The organism is Micromonospora sp. DT231, assembly GCF_049847025.1.
Taxonomy (GTDB): Bacteria; Actinomycetota; Actinomycetes; order Mycobacteriales; family Micromonosporaceae; genus Micromonospora.
This window is the reverse complement of the sequence record NZ_JBNCNO010000010.1, coordinates 239,059-256,591: the sequence shown is the minus strand read 5'-3', so window position 1 is coordinate 256,591 and position 17,533 is coordinate 239,059. Positions and strand designations below refer to the sequence as shown.

General features: G+C 73.6%; 13 protein-coding genes and 1 pseudogene. 3 read left to right on the top strand and 11 right to left on the bottom strand.

The genetic code is table 11. The annotated features are described in order from the left end of the window. Positions 1 to 156: 156 nt before the first annotated feature. Positions 157 to 1,692, bottom strand: coding sequence for a glutamate synthase subunit beta (locus tag ACPXBU_RS24795; RefSeq protein WP_425759851.1), 1,536 nt, complete (start codon positions 1,690 to 1,692; stop codon positions 157 to 159). Beyond that, positions 1,685 to 6,370, bottom strand: coding sequence for a glutamate synthase large subunit (gltB, locus tag ACPXBU_RS24790; RefSeq protein WP_425759867.1), 4,686 nt, complete (start codon positions 6,368 to 6,370; stop codon positions 1,685 to 1,687). The genes ACPXBU_RS24795 and gltB overlap by 8 nt, the downstream gene beginning before the upstream one ends. 166 nt (positions 6,371 to 6,536) lie before the next feature. Between gltB and ACPXBU_RS24785 the strand changes: the two genes are divergently transcribed. Then, complete coding sequence (locus tag ACPXBU_RS24785) at positions 6,537 to 7,382, top strand: GNAT family N-acetyltransferase (protein ID WP_425759850.1); 846 nt, start codon at positions 6,537 to 6,539, stop codon at positions 7,380 to 7,382. Between the two features lie 18 nt (positions 7,383 to 7,400). Here the strand turns inward: ACPXBU_RS24785 and ACPXBU_RS24780 are convergent, their stop codons facing one another. Both ACPXBU_RS24780 and lgt read right to left on the bottom strand, forming a co-directional pair. Next, on the bottom strand, positions 7,401 to 8,588 hold the full coding sequence (locus ACPXBU_RS24780) for an FAD-dependent oxidoreductase (protein WP_425759849.1): 1,188 nt from the start codon (positions 8,586 to 8,588) through the stop codon (positions 7,401 to 7,403). A gap of 15 nt (positions 8,589 to 8,603) precedes the next feature. After that, positions 8,604 to 9,776 carry a prolipoprotein diacylglyceryl transferase gene (gene lgt, locus ACPXBU_RS24775; protein ID WP_425759847.1) on the bottom strand — a complete coding sequence of 391 codons (1,173 nt, stop codon included), beginning with the start codon at positions 9,774 to 9,776 and terminating at the stop codon, positions 8,604 to 8,606. 102 nt (positions 9,777 to 9,878) lie between these two features. On the opposite strand from lgt, the gene ACPXBU_RS24770 reads away from it, so the two are divergent. Then, complete coding sequence (locus tag ACPXBU_RS24770) at positions 9,879 to 10,517, top strand: NUDIX hydrolase (protein ID WP_425759846.1); 639 nt, start codon at positions 9,879 to 9,881, stop codon at positions 10,515 to 10,517. A 50-nt stretch (positions 10,518 to 10,567) separates the two neighbouring features. Here the strand turns inward: ACPXBU_RS24770 and trpA are convergent, their stop codons facing one another. Genes trpA through trpC form a run of 3 tightly spaced genes read right to left on the bottom strand, consistent with a single transcriptional unit; the run spans position 10,568 to position 13,450 of the window. Next, complete coding sequence (trpA, locus tag ACPXBU_RS24765) at positions 10,568 to 11,371, bottom strand: tryptophan synthase subunit alpha (RefSeq protein WP_393363261.1); 804 nt, start codon at positions 11,369 to 11,371, stop codon at positions 10,568 to 10,570. A gap of 1 nt (position 11,372) precedes the next feature. After that, positions 11,373 to 12,611 carry a tryptophan synthase subunit beta gene (trpB, locus tag ACPXBU_RS24760; RefSeq protein ID WP_393363264.1) on the bottom strand — a complete coding sequence of 413 codons (1,239 nt, stop codon included), beginning with the start codon at positions 12,609 to 12,611 and terminating at the stop codon, positions 11,373 to 11,375. Between the two features lie 35 nt (positions 12,612 to 12,646). Continuing rightward, a complete protein-coding gene (trpC, locus tag ACPXBU_RS24755; RefSeq protein WP_334631255.1) occupies positions 12,647 to 13,450 on the bottom strand; it encodes an indole-3-glycerol phosphate synthase TrpC in 804 nt (267 codons plus the stop codon). A 494-nt stretch (positions 13,451 to 13,944) separates the two neighbouring features. Between trpC and ACPXBU_RS24750 the strand changes: the two genes are divergently transcribed. After that, entirely contained in the window at positions 13,945 to 14,208 is a 264-nt protein-coding gene (locus tag ACPXBU_RS24750) for a hypothetical protein (protein ID WP_425759845.1), read from the top strand. 29 nt (positions 14,209 to 14,237) lie between these two features. Here the strand turns inward: ACPXBU_RS24750 and ACPXBU_RS24745 are convergent, their stop codons facing one another. The 4 genes and pseudogenes from ACPXBU_RS24745 to ACPXBU_RS24730 form a co-directional block, all read right to left on the bottom strand. After that, a complete protein-coding gene (locus ACPXBU_RS24745; RefSeq protein ID WP_425759844.1) occupies positions 14,238 to 14,828 on the bottom strand; it encodes a Trp biosynthesis-associated membrane protein in 591 nt (196 codons plus the stop codon). A 115-nt stretch (positions 14,829 to 14,943) separates the two neighbouring features. Further along, positions 14,944 to 16,497, bottom strand: coding sequence for an anthranilate synthase component I (locus ACPXBU_RS24740; RefSeq protein WP_425759843.1), 1,554 nt, complete (start codon positions 16,495 to 16,497; stop codon positions 14,944 to 14,946). 58 nt (positions 16,498 to 16,555) lie between these two features. Further along, positions 16,556 to 16,987 (bottom strand): phosphoribosyl-AMP cyclohydrolase, encoded by a 432-nt coding sequence (hisI, locus tag ACPXBU_RS24735; RefSeq protein ID WP_425759866.1) that lies wholly within the window; start codon positions 16,985 to 16,987, stop codon positions 16,556 to 16,558. 180 nt (positions 16,988 to 17,167) lie between these two features. After that, positions 17,168 to 17,491: pseudogene (locus tag ACPXBU_RS24730) on the bottom strand (phosphoribosyl-AMP cyclohydrolase); the annotation flags it as partial. Positions 17,492 to 17,533: the final 42 nt, after the last annotated feature.

Sequence of the window (17,533 nt, the reverse complement as noted above, 5' to 3'; positions counted from 1 at the left end):
GGCAGCATGATCATTCATGCCGATCGCAGTGCGGTTCGGCAGCCGGCAAGTCTTGCCGGCCTAAACCTCTTTGCCCACCTTTGTGAGTGGCTTCACCAGCGGGAATGTCCGGTCGGTGCGGCGGCGGAACCGCCCCACCGACCGGACGCCCGCACCTCAGCGAACGGCGAGAGCCTGCGCGGCCGGACCCACCGGGGCCGGCAGCGCACCGACACCGCCCAGGTAGCCGTGGATGGCGGCGGCCGCCGCCCGCCCCTCGGCGATGGCCCACACGATCAGCGACGCGCCCCGGTGCATGTCACCGGCCACGAACACCCCGTCGGCGTCGGTCTGCCAGTCGTCGCGGGCGTCGACGGCGCCCCGGGGATTGCGGGTCACGCCGAACTGGGCCAGCAACGGCTGCTGCTCGGTGCCCTCGAAACCGATCGCCAGCAGCACCAGATCGGCCGGCAGCTCCCGCTCGGAGCCCGGCACCACGGTGACGACCCGCCGACCGTCGCGCTTCTCCACGGTCACCTCGGCGATCCGCACCGCCCGCACCTGGCCGGTGCCGTCGTCCACGAACTCCTGCACCGCGACGGCGAACACCCGCTCGCCACCCTCCTCGTGCGCCGGGTAGCTGCGCAGGACCCACGGCCAGGTCGGCCACGGATCCCGTGCCTCGTCACGCCCCTGCGGCGGCTGCGGGTACAGGTCGAGCTGGTGCACGCCAGCGGCCCCCTGCCGGTGCGCCACACCGAGACAGTCGGCCGCGGTGTCACCGCCACCGATGATCACCACGTGCTTGCCGGCCGCGTCGATCGGGGTGCCGTCCGGCAGCAGCGCACGCGCCGGCCGGCCCTCGCCGGTGGCCGGGACGCCCGGCTCGCCGCCGGCCCCGGTGGCGACCGCGCGATTCGCCGCGACCAGGTGCGCCATGGCCTGGTGTACGCCCCGCAGCACCCGCCCCGGGGTCTCCGGGGTGTCCCGGCCCTGCAACGCGCCGCAGGCCAACAGCACCGCGTCATGCTCAGCGCGCAACTGCTCGGCGGTGACGTCCACCCCGACGTTCACCCCGGTGCGGAAGCGCACCCCCTCGGCGGCGAGCTGCGCCAGCCGGGCGTCGATGTGCCGCTTCTCCAACTTGAAGTCGGGGATGCCGTACCGGAGCAGGCCGCCGATCGCGTCGTCGCGTTCGTACACCGTCACCGCGTGACCCGCGCGGGCCAGTTGCTGGGCGGCGGCCAGGCCGGCGGGCCCGGAGCCGACGACGGCGACCGACCGACCGGACGGCGCCGGCACCGGGCGAGGGGTGAACCCGCGCGCCGCGGCGGCGTCGGCGATCTCCACCTCGACCTGCTTGATGGTCACCGGCTGGCCGCCGGAGATGCCGAGCACGCACGCCGCCTCGCATGGCGCCGGGCAGAGCCGACCGGTGAACTCCGGGAAGTTGTTGGTGGCGTGCAGTGACTCCACCGCGGCGTCCCAGTTGCCGGTGCGGACCAGGTCGTTCCAGTCCGGGATGCGGTTGCCCAGCGGGCAGCCGTCGTGGCAGAACGGGATGCCGCAGTCCATGCAGCGGGTGGCCTGCTCACGGACCAGGTCCTCGCCGGCCGGCGGGTACACCTCGCGCCAGTCGCTGATCCGCACCGACACCGGGCGGCGGGCCGGCAGACGCCTGTCGTAGCGCAGGAAACCGTTCGGGTCAGGCACGTGCCACCTCCTGGGCCGCCACCCGCGGGGCGGGCGGCACCGGCGCGGCGGACGGCACGCTGAGCGCGCTCATCACCGCGTCATCGACGTCGCGGCCGGCGGCTTCGGCGGCCTTCATGATCTCCAGCACCCGGCGGTAGTCGCGGGGCACCACGGCGGTGAACTCGGCCACCGCCTCCGGCCAACGCTTGAGCAGCTCCTCGGCGACCGCCGACCCGGTCTCGGCCACGTGCCGCTGCACCAACTCGTGCAGGAGCGACTGCTCCTGCTCGCCCAGCGGCGCCAGGTCGACAAGCTCCCCGTTGACCCGCGAACGATCCAGGTGGTGCACGTACGCCGTGCCGCCGGACATGCCGGCCGCGAAGTTGCGGCCGGTCGCGCCGAGCACCACGACCGTGCCACCGGTCATGTACTCGCAGCCGTGGTCACCGACGCCCTCGACCACGGCGACCGCGCCGGAGTTGCGGACCGCGAACCGCTCCCCCACCCGACCGCGCAGGAAGACCTCACCCGCCGTGGCTCCGTACAGGATGGTGTTGCCGGCGATGATCTGGTCCTCGGCCCGCTGCCCCGGCGCGGCGTCCGGGTCGAGGAACGGCGCGGCGGCGTCCGGACGGACGATGAGCCGGCCCCCGGAGAGGCCCTTGCCCACGTAGTCGTTGGCGTCGCCGTGCAGGCGCAGGGTCACCCCGCGCGGCAGGAACGCGCCGAACGACTGCCCGGCCGTGCCGTGCAGCACGAACTCGATGGTGTCCTCGGGAAGGCCAGCACCGCCGAAGCGACGGGTCACCTCGCCGCCGAGCATCGCGCCGACGCTGCGGTGCTCGTTGCGCACCGCCACCTCGACCCGCACCGGCGCGCCCTCCGACAGCGCCGGACGGGCCAGCGCGATCAGCTCGTTGTCCAACGCCTGGTCCAGGCCGTGGTCCTGGGCGCGGATCCCGCGTCGGGACGCGCCGGCGGGCAGCTCCGGCAGGTGCAGGACCGGCGTCAGGTCCAACCCGTGCGCCTTCCAGTGCGTCAGCGCCGGGGCCACGTCGAGCAGCTCGGACTGCCCGATCGCCTCCTCGATGGACCGGAAACCCAGCTCGGCCAGGTAGCCCCGGACCTCCTCGGCGAGGAACAGGAAGAAGTTCTCCACGAACTCCGGCTTGCCGGTGAAACGCTCCCGCAGCACCGGATTCTGGGTGGCGATGCCCACCGGGCAGGTGTCCAGGTGGCAGACCCGCATCATCACGCAGCCCTCGACGATCAGCGGCGCGGTCGCGAAGCCGAACTCCTCCGCGCCGAGCAGCGCCGCGACCAGCACGTCCCGGCCGGTCTTGAGCTGGCCGTCGACCTGCACCGTGACCCGGTCGCGCAGCTTGTTGAGCAGCAGCGTCTGCTGTGCCTCGGCCAGCCCCAGCTCCCACGGGGTGCCGGCGTGCTTGAGCGAGTTCATCGGCGACGCGCCCGTGCCGCCGTCGTGGCCGGAGATCAGGATGACGTCCGCCTTGAGCTTCGCCACCCCGGCGGCGACCGTGCCGACGCCGACCTCGCTGACCAGCTTGACGTGCACCCGGGCCGCCGGGTTGACGCACTTCAGGTCGTGCACGAGTTGGGCGAGGTCCTCGATGGAGTAGATGTCGTGGTGCGGCGGCGGGGAGATCAGACCGACACCGGGGGTCGCGTGCCGGGTACGGGCGATCCACGGCCAGACCTTGTTGCCGGGCAGCTGTCCGCCCTCGCCGGGCTTGGCGCCCTGGGCCATCTTGATCTGCAGGTCGTCCGCGTTGACCAGGTATTCGCTCGTCACACCGAACCGACCGCTGGCGATCTGCTTGACCGCCGAGCGGCGCCGCGGGTCGTGCAGCCGGTCGACGTCCTCGCCGCCCTCACCGGTGTTGGACTTGCCGCCGAGACGGTTCATCGCGATGGCGAGCGTCTCGTGCGCCTCCGCGGAGATCGACCCGTACGACATGGCGCCGGTGGCGAAGCGCTTGACGATCTCGGTGGCCGGCTCGACCTCCTCGATCGGCACCGCCGGGCGCAGCCCGGTGCGCAGGGTGAACAACCCCCGCAGCGAGCCGGCCTGCGCGGCGAGCGCGTCGACCTTCGCGGTGTACTGCCGGAAGACGTCGTACTGCCGGCTGCGGGTGGCGTGCTGCAACAGGAAGACCGTCTCCGGGTTGAACAGGTGCAGCTCACCCTCGCGGCGCCACTGGTACTCGCCGCCGACCTCCAGTCGGGCGGAGGCCGCGGTGCCGGCCGGGGGCCAGGCCAGCGCGTGCCGGGCGGCCACCTCGGTGTGCACGCCGGCCAGGCCGACCCCGCCGATCCGGCTGGGCGTGCCCCGGAAATAGCGTTCGACCAGCCGGGTGTCCAGGCCGACGGCCTCGAAGACCTGCGCACCGCAGTACGACGAGACAGTCGAGATGCCCATCTTCGACATGATCTTCAGGACGCCCTTGCCGAGCGCCTTGGCGTAGTTGCGTACCGCCGCGGCGGGCTCCACGCCGGCCAGCGCGCCAGTGTGGATCATGTCCTCGACCGACTCGAACGCCAGGTACGGGTTGACCGCCGCCGCGCCGTAGCCGATCAGGACCGCGGCGTGGTGCACCTCCCGGCAGTCGCCGGACTCCACGATCAGCGCCGCCTGGGTGCGGGTCTGCTCCCGCACCAGGTGCTGGTGCACGGCGGCGGTGAGCAGCAACGACGGGATCGGCGCCAGGTCGGCGTTGGAGTCCCGGTCGGAGAGCACCAGGATGCGGACGCCGTCCTCGATCGCCTCGGAGACGTGCCGGCAGATCTCGGTCAGCCGCGCCTTGATCCCGGCGGCGCCCTCCCGGATGCGGTACAGGCCGGACACCCGGACCGCCTTGAAGCCGGGCAGGTCGCCGTCCTCGTCGATGGAGAGGATCTTGGCCAGCTCGTCGTTGTCGATCACCGGGTGCGGCAGCACGATCTGCCGGCAGCTCGCCGCGCCCGGGTCGAGCAGGTTGCCCTCCGGCCCGATCGTCGACGCCAGGCTGGTCACCAACTCCTCGCGGATGGCGTCCAGTGGCGGGTTGGTGACCTGGGCGAAGAGCTGATGGAAGTAGTCGTAGAGCAGCCGCGGCCGGGTCGACAACGGCGAGATCGGGGTGTCCGTGCCCATCGAGCCGAGCGGCTCGGCGCCGGTGCGGGCCATCGGCGCGAGCAGGATCTTCAGCTCCTCCTCGGTGTAGCCGAAGGTCTGCTGCCGGCGGCGCACCGAGTCGTGCGTGTAGACGGTGTGCTCGCGGGCCGGCAGGTCACCCAGCTCGATAAGCCCGGCGTGCAGCCACTCGGCGTACGGCTGGGCGGCGGCCAACTCGGACTTGATCTCCTCGTCGTGCACGATCCGGCCCGCCACGGTGTCGACCAGGAACATCTTGCCCGGCTGGAGCCGCCCCTTCGCGACCACGTGCGCCGGGTCGAGGTCGAGCACGCCGGCCTCGGAGCCGAGCACCACGAGCCCGTCGTCGGTCTGCCACCAGCGCCCCGGGCGCAACCCGTTGCGGTCCAGCACCGCGCCGACGATCTCGCCGTCGGTGAAGGCCACCGACGCCGGACCGTCCCACGGCTCCATGAGGCTGGCGTGGAAGCGGTAGAAGGCACGCTTCGCCGGCTCCATCCCCGGGTCGTTCTCCCAGGCCTCGGGGATCATCATGAGCACCGCGTGCGGCAGGCTCCGCCCGGCCAGGTGCAGCAGCTCCAGGACCTCGTCGAAGTTCGCCGAGTCGGACGCGGCGGGGGTGCAGACCGGGAAGACCCGCCGGATGTTGCCCGGCACGTTCGGCGAGCGCAGGAGCGCCTCGCGGGCCTGCATCCAGTTGCGGTTGCCCCGGATCGTGTTGATCTCACCGTTGTGGGCGATGAACCGGTACGGGTGCGCCAGCGGCCAGGACGGGAACGTGTTCGTGGAGAAGCGGGAGTGCACGAGCGCGATCGCGCTGTCCACCCGCTCGTCGCGCAGGTCCGGGTAGAACGCCGGCAACTGGTCGGGGGTGAGCATTCCCTTGTAGACGATCGTCCGGCTGGACAGCGACGGGAAGTATGCCGGCACGCCCCGCTCGGCGGTCTCCCGTTCGGCCTGCTTGCGCAGGCAGAACGCCACCCGGTCCAGCTCGATGCCGCTCAGCGCGGAGCCGGCCGGGCCGGCGGGTGAGTCGGTGAGCCGGCGCGCGGCCACGAAGACCTGCCGGACCCGGGGCATCGCCGCCAGGGCGGTCTCGCCGAGCCCCTCCGGGGCGATCGGCACGTCCCGCCAGCCGAGCACCTCGGCACCCTCGACAAGCGCGTACTTCTCGACCACCTGCCGGGCGCGCGCCTCGCCGGCGTCGTCGTCGGGCAGGAAGACCAGCCCGGTGGCGTATTCGCCCGCCGGGGGCAGCGCGACGCCGGCCGCCGCGCGCAGGAACGCGTCCGGGACCTGGATCATGATGCCCGCGCCGTCGCCGGTGTTGGGCTCCGCGCCCCGGGCGCCGCGATGGTCCAGGCGGCAGAGCGCGCCGAGCCCGTTGGCGACGACCGCGTGTGAACGGCGGCCGTGCAGGTCTGCCACGAAGGCCACCCCGCAGGCGTCGTGCTCCTGCCTGGGGTCGTAGAGGCCCTGGGCGGACGGGCGGGCGCCGGGCATCGGGGACGCCTGCGGGCTGTGCGGGTGCGGCTGTGTCATTTCCGCGTACGGCTGAGCCACCGGGCCTCCTGTCGTCACTCAGGTTGATCACATGATGGGGACGACGTCGGCCCGTGGGTCTATTGAGTCTACGTTAGGGCCAGGCGCGTACTGCCACCCGAGATTGATCACACCGTCCAAGGGTTGGGACGTGTAGTCTCGCGCGGTGGATCCGTCACACAAGGACATCTTCGACCGGTTGGAACGCTTCTACGATGCGGTGCCCCGCGACGTCGCCGCCGCGGAGGAGCATGGCGCTCTGGTGCTGTTCGTCCGCGAGGGTGCCGGCTGGCCGTTCTACGCCCGCCCCCGCATCGGCGCCACCGAGCCGCCGTCCCTCGCCGACGTGACCTCGGTACGCGAGCGGCAGCGCAAGCTGGGTCTGCCGGAAGCCTTCGAGTGGGTGCACGAGACGAATCCCGAGCTGCTGGCGGTGGCCCGCTCGGCGGGGCTGCAGGTGCTGGAGGCGCCGCTGATGGTGCTCGACCCGGCCGCGCTGCCCGACCCGGCGACCCTGTCCGACGTGGCGGTGCGGGTGCTGGCCGCGGACTCCCCCGGCCTCGCCGCCGACGTCGCGGCCCGGCGGGCGGTGGCAGCGGTGGCGTTCGCCGCCGCCGGCACCGCGCCCGGTGCGGCCGGCCCGGCCGAACGGGACGCCGCCGTCACCGAGTTGGAGGTGGCCGCGCTCGACGAGGAGCGGACCCGGATCGCCGACGGCCGACGGATCTCCGCGCTCGCCGGCACGTCGACCGACGGCGCGCTGGCCAGCGGCATGGCCATGCGCGTGGGCGACGTCGCGGAGATCGCCGGCGTGGCCACGCTGCCCGCCGCCCGGCGACGCGGGCTGGGCGCCGCGCTCACCGCCACCCTCGCCCGGGAGTTGCACGCGGCCGGCACCGACCTGATCTTCCTCTCCGCGGGCAGCGACGACATCGCCCGGGTCTACCTGCGGGTCGGCTTCCGCCGCATCGGCACCGCCTGCATCGCCGAACCCGCGGCCCTCATCGCCTGACCGCTCCCGCCGCCCGGGTCAGGCTGGGGGCCGCCACTGGGCGGCGGAGGCGGCGGCGTTGGAGAGCAGCCGGGAGTTGATCGTGCCGAGTGCGGCGTCCCGGGCGCGCAACGCCAACCGGCCCCGGGCCTGGAGCACCGCCGACATGCGCCGGGTCTGCCGGACCACGGTCGTGGCCCGGGGGCGACGAATCCGGTCGTACGCCTGCACCGCGTCGGGCAGTCGCGCCTCGCGCAGCAGTGAGGCGAGCGTGGCCGCGTCCTCGAACGCGAGGCAGGCGCCCTGCCCGAGGTGCGGCGGCATGGCGTGCGCCGCGTCGCCGAGCAGCACCACCCCGCCCGGCCCGACTCCGAAGCCGTAGGCACGAGGCAGCGGACGTAGCTCGCGGACCTCCTGCTGGACCAGGTCGGCCGGGTCGGTGGCGTCGAGTAGCGCGCCGATCGGGGCGGGCCAGCCCGCGTACCAGCGGCGCAGCAGGGCGAGCTGGGTCTCCGGGGGTTCCGGACGAGGGGCGCCGGCGGCGGTGGCCACCCAGTAGATCCCGCCCCGGCTGGACCCACCGGAGGAGCCACGATCGCCCAACGACGCGGCCACGAACCGGTAACCGGCGCCGAGGATCTCACCGGCCAGCGGTTGGTCGTCGGGGAGCCGCGGCGCCTGGTACCAGGGGATGACGGCCCGCCAGGCGGCGCATCCGGAGCTGACCACCCGGGACTCGGGGGCGAGTTGGCGGCGGATGCCGCTGTCCGTGCCGTCGGCGGCGACCACCAGGTCGGCCTCGATGGTGTGCCGTCCGTCGCTGACCGCGGGCCGTTCCCCCGGCTCGACCCGGACGTGCCGCACGGTCACGCCGGTACGCAGCTCGACCCGCTCACCGAGGCCCGCGATCAGCGCGTCGTGCAGGTCCTCGCGGTGCACCACCACCGGCATCCGGTCGGCCGGGATGGGCCGGGGCTGCACGAGCCAGTGCCCGTCCGGGCGACGGACCCCGCCGTCGGACAGCGGGGTGGCGATGGCGGCCAGGCCCGCGCCGAGGCCGAGGGCCTGCAACGCGCGGACGCCGTTGGGCCAGAGCACCACCGCGGTCGGCTCGGGGCGAACCCGCTCGGCGCGTTCCAGCACGGTGACCTGCCAGCCGGAGCGGGCCAGCGCACCGGCCACGGCGAGGCCACCGACCCCTGCGCCGACCACCACCGCGCTTCGCATCGGTGCCGCCTCCGCTCAGCTGTCCCGGTCGGCGGGCCGTACGCCCGCGGCGTCGGCCCGGTCGGCACGCGGAGCCGACAGGTCGTCCACCGACTCGTCGTCGGTCGACGGGCCGTCGACGGATGCCGCGTCACCGAGTGGCTCGTCGCCCGGGTTGGCGGCCCGCTCCGGCGGGATGACGCCGGTGTCCTGCCAGGCGGCGTACTGCTCCTCGCTGACCACCCGATATCCCTCCGGGGCGGCGGCCCGCGCGGGGGTCTCCCGCTCCGAGAGGTCGACCTGGGACAGGTCGGACGTGGGGGACGGGGTCGGCGTCCCCGCCGCGCCGAGCGGGATCAGGTAGTCCTGCGGGCCGCGCACCCGGACGAAGTAGATCAACGCGCCGAGGAAGACCAGGCCGGCGGTCCAGACGTTGAGCCGGACGCCCAGAATGTGGTTGGCCTCGTCGGTGCGCATCAGTTCGATCCAGAACCGGCCGACGGTGTAGCCCATCACGTAGAGCGCGAACGCCCGGCCGCGGCCCAGCTTGAGCCTGCGGTCCAGGAGGAGGACCAGGGCGACGACGCCGAGGTTCCACAGCGCCTCGTAGAGGAAGGTCGGCTGGTAGAGGCCCGGTTCGAGGATCGGCTGCCCGGCGTCGTCACGCAGCGCGTGCCCCGGATTGTCCGGGTCCATCCGGTGGATCTGCAGGCCCCACGGCAGTGTGGTCCGGCCGCCGAACAGCTCGTTGTTGAACCAGTTGCCGATCCGGCCGACCGCCTGGGCCAGCGCCAGCCCGGGCGCCACCGCGTCGGCCACCACGCCGAACGGGATGCCGAGCTGCCGGGCGGCGATGTAGACACCGACCGCGCCACCGGCGACGGCGCCCCAGATGCCGAGGCCGCCCTCCCAGATGGCGAACGCCTTCATCGGCTCACCGCCGGCGCCGAAGTATTTCTCCGGTGAGGTGACGACGTGGTAGATCCGGGCACCGATGATGCCGGCCGGCACCGCCCAGACGGCGATGTCGAGCACCGCGCCGGGCGCGACGCCGCGCTGCCGAAGCCGACGCTCCGTCACCCAGCAGGCCAGCACGATGCCGGCGATGATGCAGAGCGCGTACGCCCGGATCGGCACCGGCCCGAGTTGCCAGACCGCGGTGCTGGGACTGGGCAGGGCCGCCTGGGGGGACAGCGAGGCGAGGGTCACGGGTGCACACGCTACCGCTGCACACCCCCTTAGCGGCACCCCGGGCACGGGGAGCCCGCATCTCGGTGACTTCTGGTTTGCGCCGCCGTACGCTCTTTGTCCATGAGCGCGCTCACCTGGGCGGTCGCCGCGGTCGTCACCGACGACGTCGGCCGGGTGCTGCTCTGCCAGCAGGGCCGGGGCACGCGCCGCTACGCGTTGCCCGGCGGACGACTGCGTCCGGCCGAGAGCCCGGTGCGGGCGGCCCTACGGGACATCCGCGCGGAGACCGGCCGCGCCATCGAGCTGATCGACCTGATCGGCGTCTACCACCTGGCCGACCCCTCGGGGGAAACGCCGGCCGGACGGGTCGGGCCGTCGCCGGACGTACTCGTGCACGTTTTTCGGGCCCGCGCCACCGACGGCCGCCCGCCGGCCGACCCACCGCCGGGTTGTCGGTTGTCCTGGCACTCCCCCGACGCGCTGCCCGAGACGGTCACCCCGCTCACCCGTGCCGCCGTCGCCGACGCGACCGCCGGCCGCTCCGGCGTGCTCCGCGACGTCCTCCGGGTGCCCGGCGTCGTCGAGGCCGCCCCGCCAGCGGCTCGCCCACCCGAGGAGGGAGCAACGGCGACTGGCCCGGAGAGCCGGCCGGCGACAAACCAGGACGGCCAGCCGGGAGCGGGGCAGGACGTGCGGTGGGGCGTGGGGCAGCCACCTGAGCAACGCGGCGAGGCCGCGGACCCCTCCCGGCGCCACTGACACATCCGGCAACGACCGCACCTCCGTCAGCGACGGATCGGCGGACGGCGTCAGCGGGTGGGGTTGCGGACGCCCTCGGCGAGTTCGGCGCTGAGGGCGCGCAGGGCAGCCAGCCCCTCCGCCTCGGTGGGGGCGTCGAGCAGACACCTGATCAGCGCGCTGCCGACGATCACCCCGTCGGCGTAGCCGGCGACGGTGCCGGCCTGCGCGCCGGTGCCCACGCCGAGACCGACACCCACCGGCAGGTCGGTGACCTCGCGGACCCGGGAGACAAGCGTCGGTGCCGCGTCCGAGGTGCCCGTCCGGGCTCCGGTGACACCCATGACCGCTGTCGCGTAGACGAAACCGCGGCAGTGCCGCACGGTCATCGCCAGCCGCGCGTCGGTGGACGACGGGGAGACCAGGAACGTGCGGTCCAGGCCGTGCGCGTCCGAGGCGGCCAGCCACTCGGCCGCCTCGTCGGGAATGAGGTCGGGGGTGATCAGACCGGTGCCACCGGCGGCGGCGAGGTCACGGGCGAACACGTCCACGCCGTACCGCTCGACCGGGTTCCAGTAGGTCATGGTGACCACCGGAGCGCCGGTGGCCGCCACCGCCTCGATGATGCGCAGGGTGTCCCTGGTGCGGACGCCGCCGGCCAGCGCGATGTCGCTGGCCTTCTGGATCACCGGCCCGTCCATCACCGGGTCGGAGTAGGGGATCTCCACCTCGATGACGTCCACACCGGCCTCGACCATGGCGGTCATCGCCGCGATGCTGCCGTCGACGGTCGGGAAACCGGCCGGCATGCAGCCGACCAGCAGGGCCCGTCCGTCGGCGCGGGCCTTGTCGAAGGCCACCCCGATCCGGCTCATCTCACCGCTCCTTGTCGAGGATGCCGAAGTAGTCGCCGGCGGTGTGCACGTCCTTGTCACCCCGACCGGAGAGGTTGACCACGATGGTGGGCTCCCGACCCAGCTCGGCGGCGAGCTTCGGGGCCAGCGCGACGGTGCCGGCGAGCGCGTGGGCGCTCTCGATCGCCGGGATGATCCCCTCGGTGCGGCAGAGCAACTCGAACGCGGCCATCGCCTCGGTGTCGGTGACCGGGAGGTAACGCGCCCGGCCGGTGTCGTGCAGCCAGGCGTGCTCGGGCCCGACGCCCGGGTAGTCCAGGCCGGCGGAGATCGAGTGCGACTCCAGCGTCTGCCCGTCGGCGTCCTGCAACACGTAGGTGCGTGTGCCGTGCAGGACACCGGCCGACCCGCCGGTGATGCTCGCCGCGTGCCGGCCGGTGGCCACCCCGTCGCCGCCGGCTTCGAAGCCGTACAGCCGCACGTCCTCGTCACCGACGAACGCGTGGAAGATGCCCAGGGCGTTGGAGCCGCCGCCGACGCAGGCGGTGACCGCGTCCGGCAGTGCGCCGGTCAGGTCGAGGCACTGCTGACGTGCCTCGTCACCGATGCCCCGGACGAAGTCGCGGACCATCGCCGGGAACGGGTGCGGACCCGCTGCGGTGCCGATCAGGTAGTGCGTCTCGTCGACGTTCGCCACCCAGTCGCGCATCGCCTCGTTCATCGCGTCCTTGAGGGTGCGCGAGCCGTTGGTGACCGGAACGACAGTGGCGCCGAGCATCCGCATCCGGGCCACGTTGAGCGCCTGCCGTTCGGTGTCGACCTGGCCCATGTAGACCACGCACTCCAGGTCGAACAGGGCGGCGGCGGTCGCGGTGGCCACGCCGTGCTGGCCGGCACCGGTCTCGGCGATCACCCGGGTCTTGCCCATCCGCTTGGTGAGCAACGCCTGGCCGAGCACGTTGCGCACCTTGTGCGCGCCGGTGTGGTTGAGGTCCTCGCGCTTGAGCAACACCCGCGCGCCGAGCTTCGCGGAGAATCGCCGGGCCTCGTAGAGCAGCGACGGCGTGCCCGCGTAGTCCCGCAGCAGCGCGCCGAACTCCGCCTGGAAGGACTCGTCCGCCATCGCCGTGCGCCACGCCCCGTCGAGCTCGTCGAGCGCGGCCACCAGGGCCTCGGGAACGAACCGACCGCCGAAGCGGCCGAAGTGGCCGGCGGAGTCGGGCTGCGGGCCGGCCACCGGGGCCAGCGCGTCGGCGCTCATCGGAAATCCTCTCGATCGGGGCGTCCGGTGCGAGGTCAGCGCACCGGCCGTGGCGTTGCCGGGTGGTTGCCCGCGTTGACCAGCTCGGCGACCGCTTCGCGAGGGCTCTTCTGGGTGACCAGGCCCTCGCCCACGAGGACCGCGTCAGCACCCGCGGAGGCGTACCGGATCAGGTCGTGCGGACCACGAACGCCGGATTCGGCGATCTTGACGACGCTGCTGGGCAGGCCCGGCGCGATCCGCTCGAACACCGACCTGTCGACCTCCAGGGTACGCAGGTCACGGGCGTTGACCCCGATCACCTGAGCGCCCGCCTCCAGCGCGCGGTCGGCCTCTTCCTCGTCGTGCACCTCGACAAGCGCGGTCATGCCCAACGACTCGATCCGCTCCAGCAGACCCATCAGCACGTTCTGCTCGAGCGCGGCGACGATCAGCAGCACCAGGTCGGCACCGTGTGCGCGCGCCTCGTGGATCTGGTAGCTGGAGACCACGAAGTCCTTGCGCAGCACCGGCACGGTGACCGCGGCACGGACGGCCGCCAGGTCGTCGAGCGAACCGCCGAACCAGCGCCCCTCGGTCAGCACACTTATCGCGCGCGCCCCACCTGCCGCGTAGTCGACCGCCAGGTCGGCCGGATCGGCGATCTCGGCCAGCCGCCCCTTGGACGGCGACGAGCGCTTCACCTCGGCGATCACTGCCACGCCGGGCTTACGCAGCGCCGCGTAAGCGTCCAGCGGCGGCGGCGCGGCCGCTGCCAGTTCACGGATCCGCTCCAGCGGAACCTGCTCCTGGCGTCGGGCGACGTCCTCACGCACGCCGGCCAGAATCTCATCGAGCACGCTTACGGACGCTGCCTGACCGGCCTCGTCCCCCTCCGCGTGCGCATGCTCAGCAGTCACCAACGGACTCCCCTCTCCGGGCGTCATGGGCCGATGCTAGGGGCAGCCGACCGACACCGAATGCCGGGGGTATGGCGCTGCTCACGAAAAGGGCTCCGGCATAATGGCCGACTTGCCGTGAACGGTATGTCACGCAGCGCCACCTCCCGTATCGACAATCGTCACGCGGTATGGAGCCTTGGCGGCCGTGGTCCGACCGTGCCGTCGCATCGATCATGCCACCAGTTCCGGACCGGCGCCCGACGACAACGGCGTCGGTCGATGTTGTGAGCAAGCTCAAGGCCGAACGGACGGCCCCTGGTCACGGCCGGGGCGAGACAGTTGACCGGGCGGTCACGACGGCGAAACGTCAGCCGGCCAGCATCGTCCTCAGGCAGACTCGATGACGCGCCTGCCCCGACCATCGCCACTCCTCGTGCGAGGTGACCATGAGCATGTCCGAGCCGCAAGCGACCATCGGCCTGACGACCATCTCGCGGACGGTGGCGTCGCTCGCCGTCGGGGTGGTGCACAGCGTGGAACGCGCCGTGGTGGGCGAGGGTCGGATGCGTACGGCGCGGGGCAACGCCTGGGAGGCGGTCTGCGCCGACCGGGCCCGCGCCGACCAACGCGCCGAACTGAACCGCCTGGTGGCCGAACTGACCGCCGCCCGCGCCGCCACGTCACGACCGCGGCGGGACCGTCAGTCCGTCGGCTGACACCCACCGGCCGCAACGGGCCGCCGCCGTCAGTCGGCCGTCGGGTCCTCACCCCGATCCAACGCGTCCCACGCCTCGGTGGTCCGCCGCCCGGCCATCGGCGCGGGCGACTCCGGCGTACCGGTCGACGCCGGCGCGGCCCGCGGCGCGGTGCGGGCCGGCCGCTCGTACCGGGCGCCCATCGCCGGCCAGCCGCCACCGCGCGCCGCCGTCCAGAAACCGCCCGCGGCGGCCAGCAGGCCGCCGAGCAGGCAGAGCACCGGCCACTGCCGGTTCACCGAGCCGTCGACGTCGACACCCAGCCCGTACCCACCGCCGGCAGCCACGGCCAGCGCGAGCACACCGAGCAGCGCGCCGAGCACCTGCCGCAGCCGGCCCCGGGTGGCCAGCACCGCGCCACCACCGGCCAACGTCACCAGGGCCAACGCCGGCAGCCAGGGCAGCAGCCCGGCCCCGCTGCGGGTGTCGCGTACCGGCGGCAGCGGCGCCGGGCGCACGGTCAGCTCGACCGACCAGGTCCGCGTCGCCGCCCACAGCGCCAGGGCCGCGCCAACCAGGCAGAGGAGTACGGCGTACGCCAACTCACGCCGGCCCACGGCGGACCGCTCGCCACCCCTCATCGGGCCGGCCTTTCGTTCGCGACTGCGGGGCTCCGCTGCGCTGCACTCCTCGCGCTCACCGGTGCCGGCCTTTCGTTCGCCACTGCGGGGCTCCGCTGCGCTGCACTCCTCGCGCTCATCGGGCCGGCCGCAACGTCTCGGCGGCGGCGATCGCCGCCAGCACGGCGGCGGCCTTGTTCCGCGTCTCCTGGTCCTCGGCGGCCGGGTCCGAGTCGGCCACCACCCCGGCGCCGGCCTGCACGTAGGCGCGGCCGTCGCGGATCAGCGCGGTCCGGATGGCGATCGCCATGTCCAGGTCGCCGCCGAAGCCGAAGTAACCCACCGTGCCGCCGTAGAGGCCGCGGCGGACCGGCTCCAACTCCTCGATGATCTCCATGGCCCGGACCTTCGGCGCGCCGGAGAGGGTCCCGGCCGGAAAGGTCGCGGCGAGCGCGTCGAACGCGCTCTGGTCGTCACGCAACGTGCCGGTGACGGTGGAGACGATGTGCATGACGTGGCTGTACCGCTCGATGGTGGCGAACTCGGGCACCTCCACGCTGCCGGGCTGACACACCCGGCCCAGGTCGTTGCGGCCGAGGTCGACGAGCATCACGTGCTCGGCCCGCTCCTTGGGGTCGGCGAGCAGCTCCGCGGCGAGCACGGCGTCGGCGGCGGGGGTGTCGCCACGCGGCCGGGTGCCGGCGATCGGGTGCAGCAACGCGCGACGCCGCCCGCTCGCGCCGCCGGTGACCTTCAGGTGCGCCTCCGGGGACGAGCCGACGATGTCGAACCCGTCGAAGCGCAGCAGGTACATGTACGGGCTGGGGTTGCTGGTGCGCAGCACCCGGTAGACGTCCAGCGGGTCGGCGTGCGTCGACCGCTCGAAGCGCTGGGACAGCACGATCTGGAAGCACTCACCGGCCCGGATCGCCTCCTTGGCGGCCTCCACCGCCTTCGGGTAGCCGCCGTCGGGCGTACGGCAGAGCACCTCCCCGGCCGGCGGACGCTCGACCGTGGAGATCATCGGTGGGATGGGCCGGGACAGCGCCGTGGTCATCGCGTCCAGCCGGCCCACCGCGTGGTGGTACGCGGCGGCGACCTGCGGGGCGCGGTCCGGGGCGTCCAACGGCGGCAGCACCGCGTTGGCGACCAGGATCGCCGAGCCGTCGTAGTGGTCGAGCACCACCAGGTCGGTGGCGAGCATCATGCCCAACTCGGGCACGCCCAGGTCGTCCTCGGTCAGCTCGGGCAGCCGCTCGAAGCGGCGCACCAGGTCGTAGCCGAGGTAACCGACCATGCCCCCGGTCAGCGGCGGCAGATCGTCGGACGGGTCGCCGACCGGGCCGGCGAGCGCCGCCACCGTCTCCCGCAGCACCCGCACCGGGTCGCCCTCGGTGGGCAACCCCGCCGGCGGCTGGCCGAGCCAGGTCGCCACGCCGTCCCGCTCGACGAGCGTGGCGCTGCTGCGGACGCCGATGAACGAGTATCGCGACCAGGCCAGGCCGGCCGAGCCGACCCCCTGCTCGGCCGATTCCAGCAGGAACGTGCCGGGCCCACCGGCCAGCTTCCGGTAGACCCCGACCGGCGTCTCCGCGTCGGCCAGGAGCCGCCGGGTCACCGGCACCACCCGCCAGTCGGCGGCCAGCTCGGTGAAGGTGCCCAGGTCGGGGCTGACGGTGCCGTCGGTCATGGCTGGGTCTGCCTTTCGTTCGCGGCTGCGAGGCTGCGCCGGGCCGCGCTGGGCGCGCTCACCGGGCCTCCGGGGCGGTGACGGGCAACTCGGTGAAGAAGCAGGTCCGGTGTCCGGTGTGGCAGGCCGCCCCGACCTGGTCCACGCTGACCAGCAGCGCGTCTCCGTCGCAGTCCAGCGCGACCGAGCGGACGTACTGGTGGTGCCCGGAGGTGGCTCCCTTGACCCAGTATTCGCGGCGGCTGCGCGACCAGTAGGTGGCCCGGCCGGTGGTGAGGGTGCGGTGCAGCGCCTCGTCGTCCATCCACGCGACCATCAGCACCTCGCCGGTGTCGTGCGCGCGGACCACCGCGGCGACCAGACCGTCGGCGGTGCGGCGCAGCCGGGCCGCGATGGCCGCGTCGAGTCGGGACGGGCGGGCCGACCCGGGTGCCATCGGGTCGCTCGGTGCGCTGGGGACGCCGGTCGCCGGCGAGTCAGGTACGGACACAGTGTCCAAGTGTCCCGCACGTGGCGCGGGCACCGGCGACCGCTCCCGGTGCGGCGGCGGCGCGGGCACGTCGGGCCGGGCCAGCTGGGCCACGTACCGGTCCAGCCGGCCGTCGACAAGGGCGGCGGCCAGGTCCGCGCCGGCCACCTCGGCGATCTCCTCGGCGTACGGCCGGATCAGCGGCAGGGTGCCGGCGACGAGTCGTACGGCGGCGGAGAACAGCTGGGCGGTGGCGCCCGGTCGCAGGCCGAGGCAGAGCAGCATGTCCGCCCGGTAGCCCGGTGGGGCGACCGGCAGGTCCAGGGCCGCCGCGAAGGCCGCCCGGCGGGAGTGGACCCGCACCGACGGGTTGGCCGGGCGCAGCACCGATGGGCAGAGCCGGGCCAGGTCGGCGACGGCGAGCCGGATTCCGAGTCGGTCGTGGGCGGACCGGGCGGCCGCGGCCTTACCGAGCGTGGCGATCAGCTCCTCGAGGCGGGGTGGTTCGGCGGGCTGGCAGAGCACCGGCAGGTCGATGCGGGGCCGCCAGTGCGGGTCGGCCCAGAG

Coding starts and splice junctions, on each gene's coding strand:
- ACPXBU_RS24780 (WP_425759849.1), bottom strand. CDS start 8,588: ATGCGAAGCGCGGTGGTGGTCGGCGCAGGGGTCGGTGGCCTCGCCGTG.
- ACPXBU_RS24745 (WP_425759844.1), bottom strand. CDS start 14,828: ATGAGGGGTGGCGAGCGGTCCGCCGTGGGCCGGCGTGAGTTGGCGTAC.
- gltB (WP_425759867.1), bottom strand. CDS start 6,370: ATGACACAGCCGCACCCGCACAGCCCGCAGGCGTCCCCGATGCCCGGC.
- ACPXBU_RS24770 (WP_425759846.1), top strand. CDS start 9,879: ATGAGCGCGCTCACCTGGGCGGTCGCCGCGGTCGTCACCGACGACGTC.
- ACPXBU_RS24750 (WP_425759845.1), top strand. CDS start 13,945: ATGTCCGAGCCGCAAGCGACCATCGGCCTGACGACCATCTCGCGGACG.
- trpA (WP_393363261.1), bottom strand. CDS start 11,371: ATGAGCCGGATCGGGGTGGCCTTCGACAAGGCCCGCGCCGACGGACGG.
- ACPXBU_RS24740 (WP_425759843.1), bottom strand. CDS start 16,497: ATGACCGACGGCACCGTCAGCCCCGACCTGGGCACCTTCACCGAGCTG.
- trpB (WP_393363264.1), bottom strand. CDS start 12,611: ATGAGCGCCGACGCGCTGGCCCCGGTGGCCGGCCCGCAGCCCGACTCC.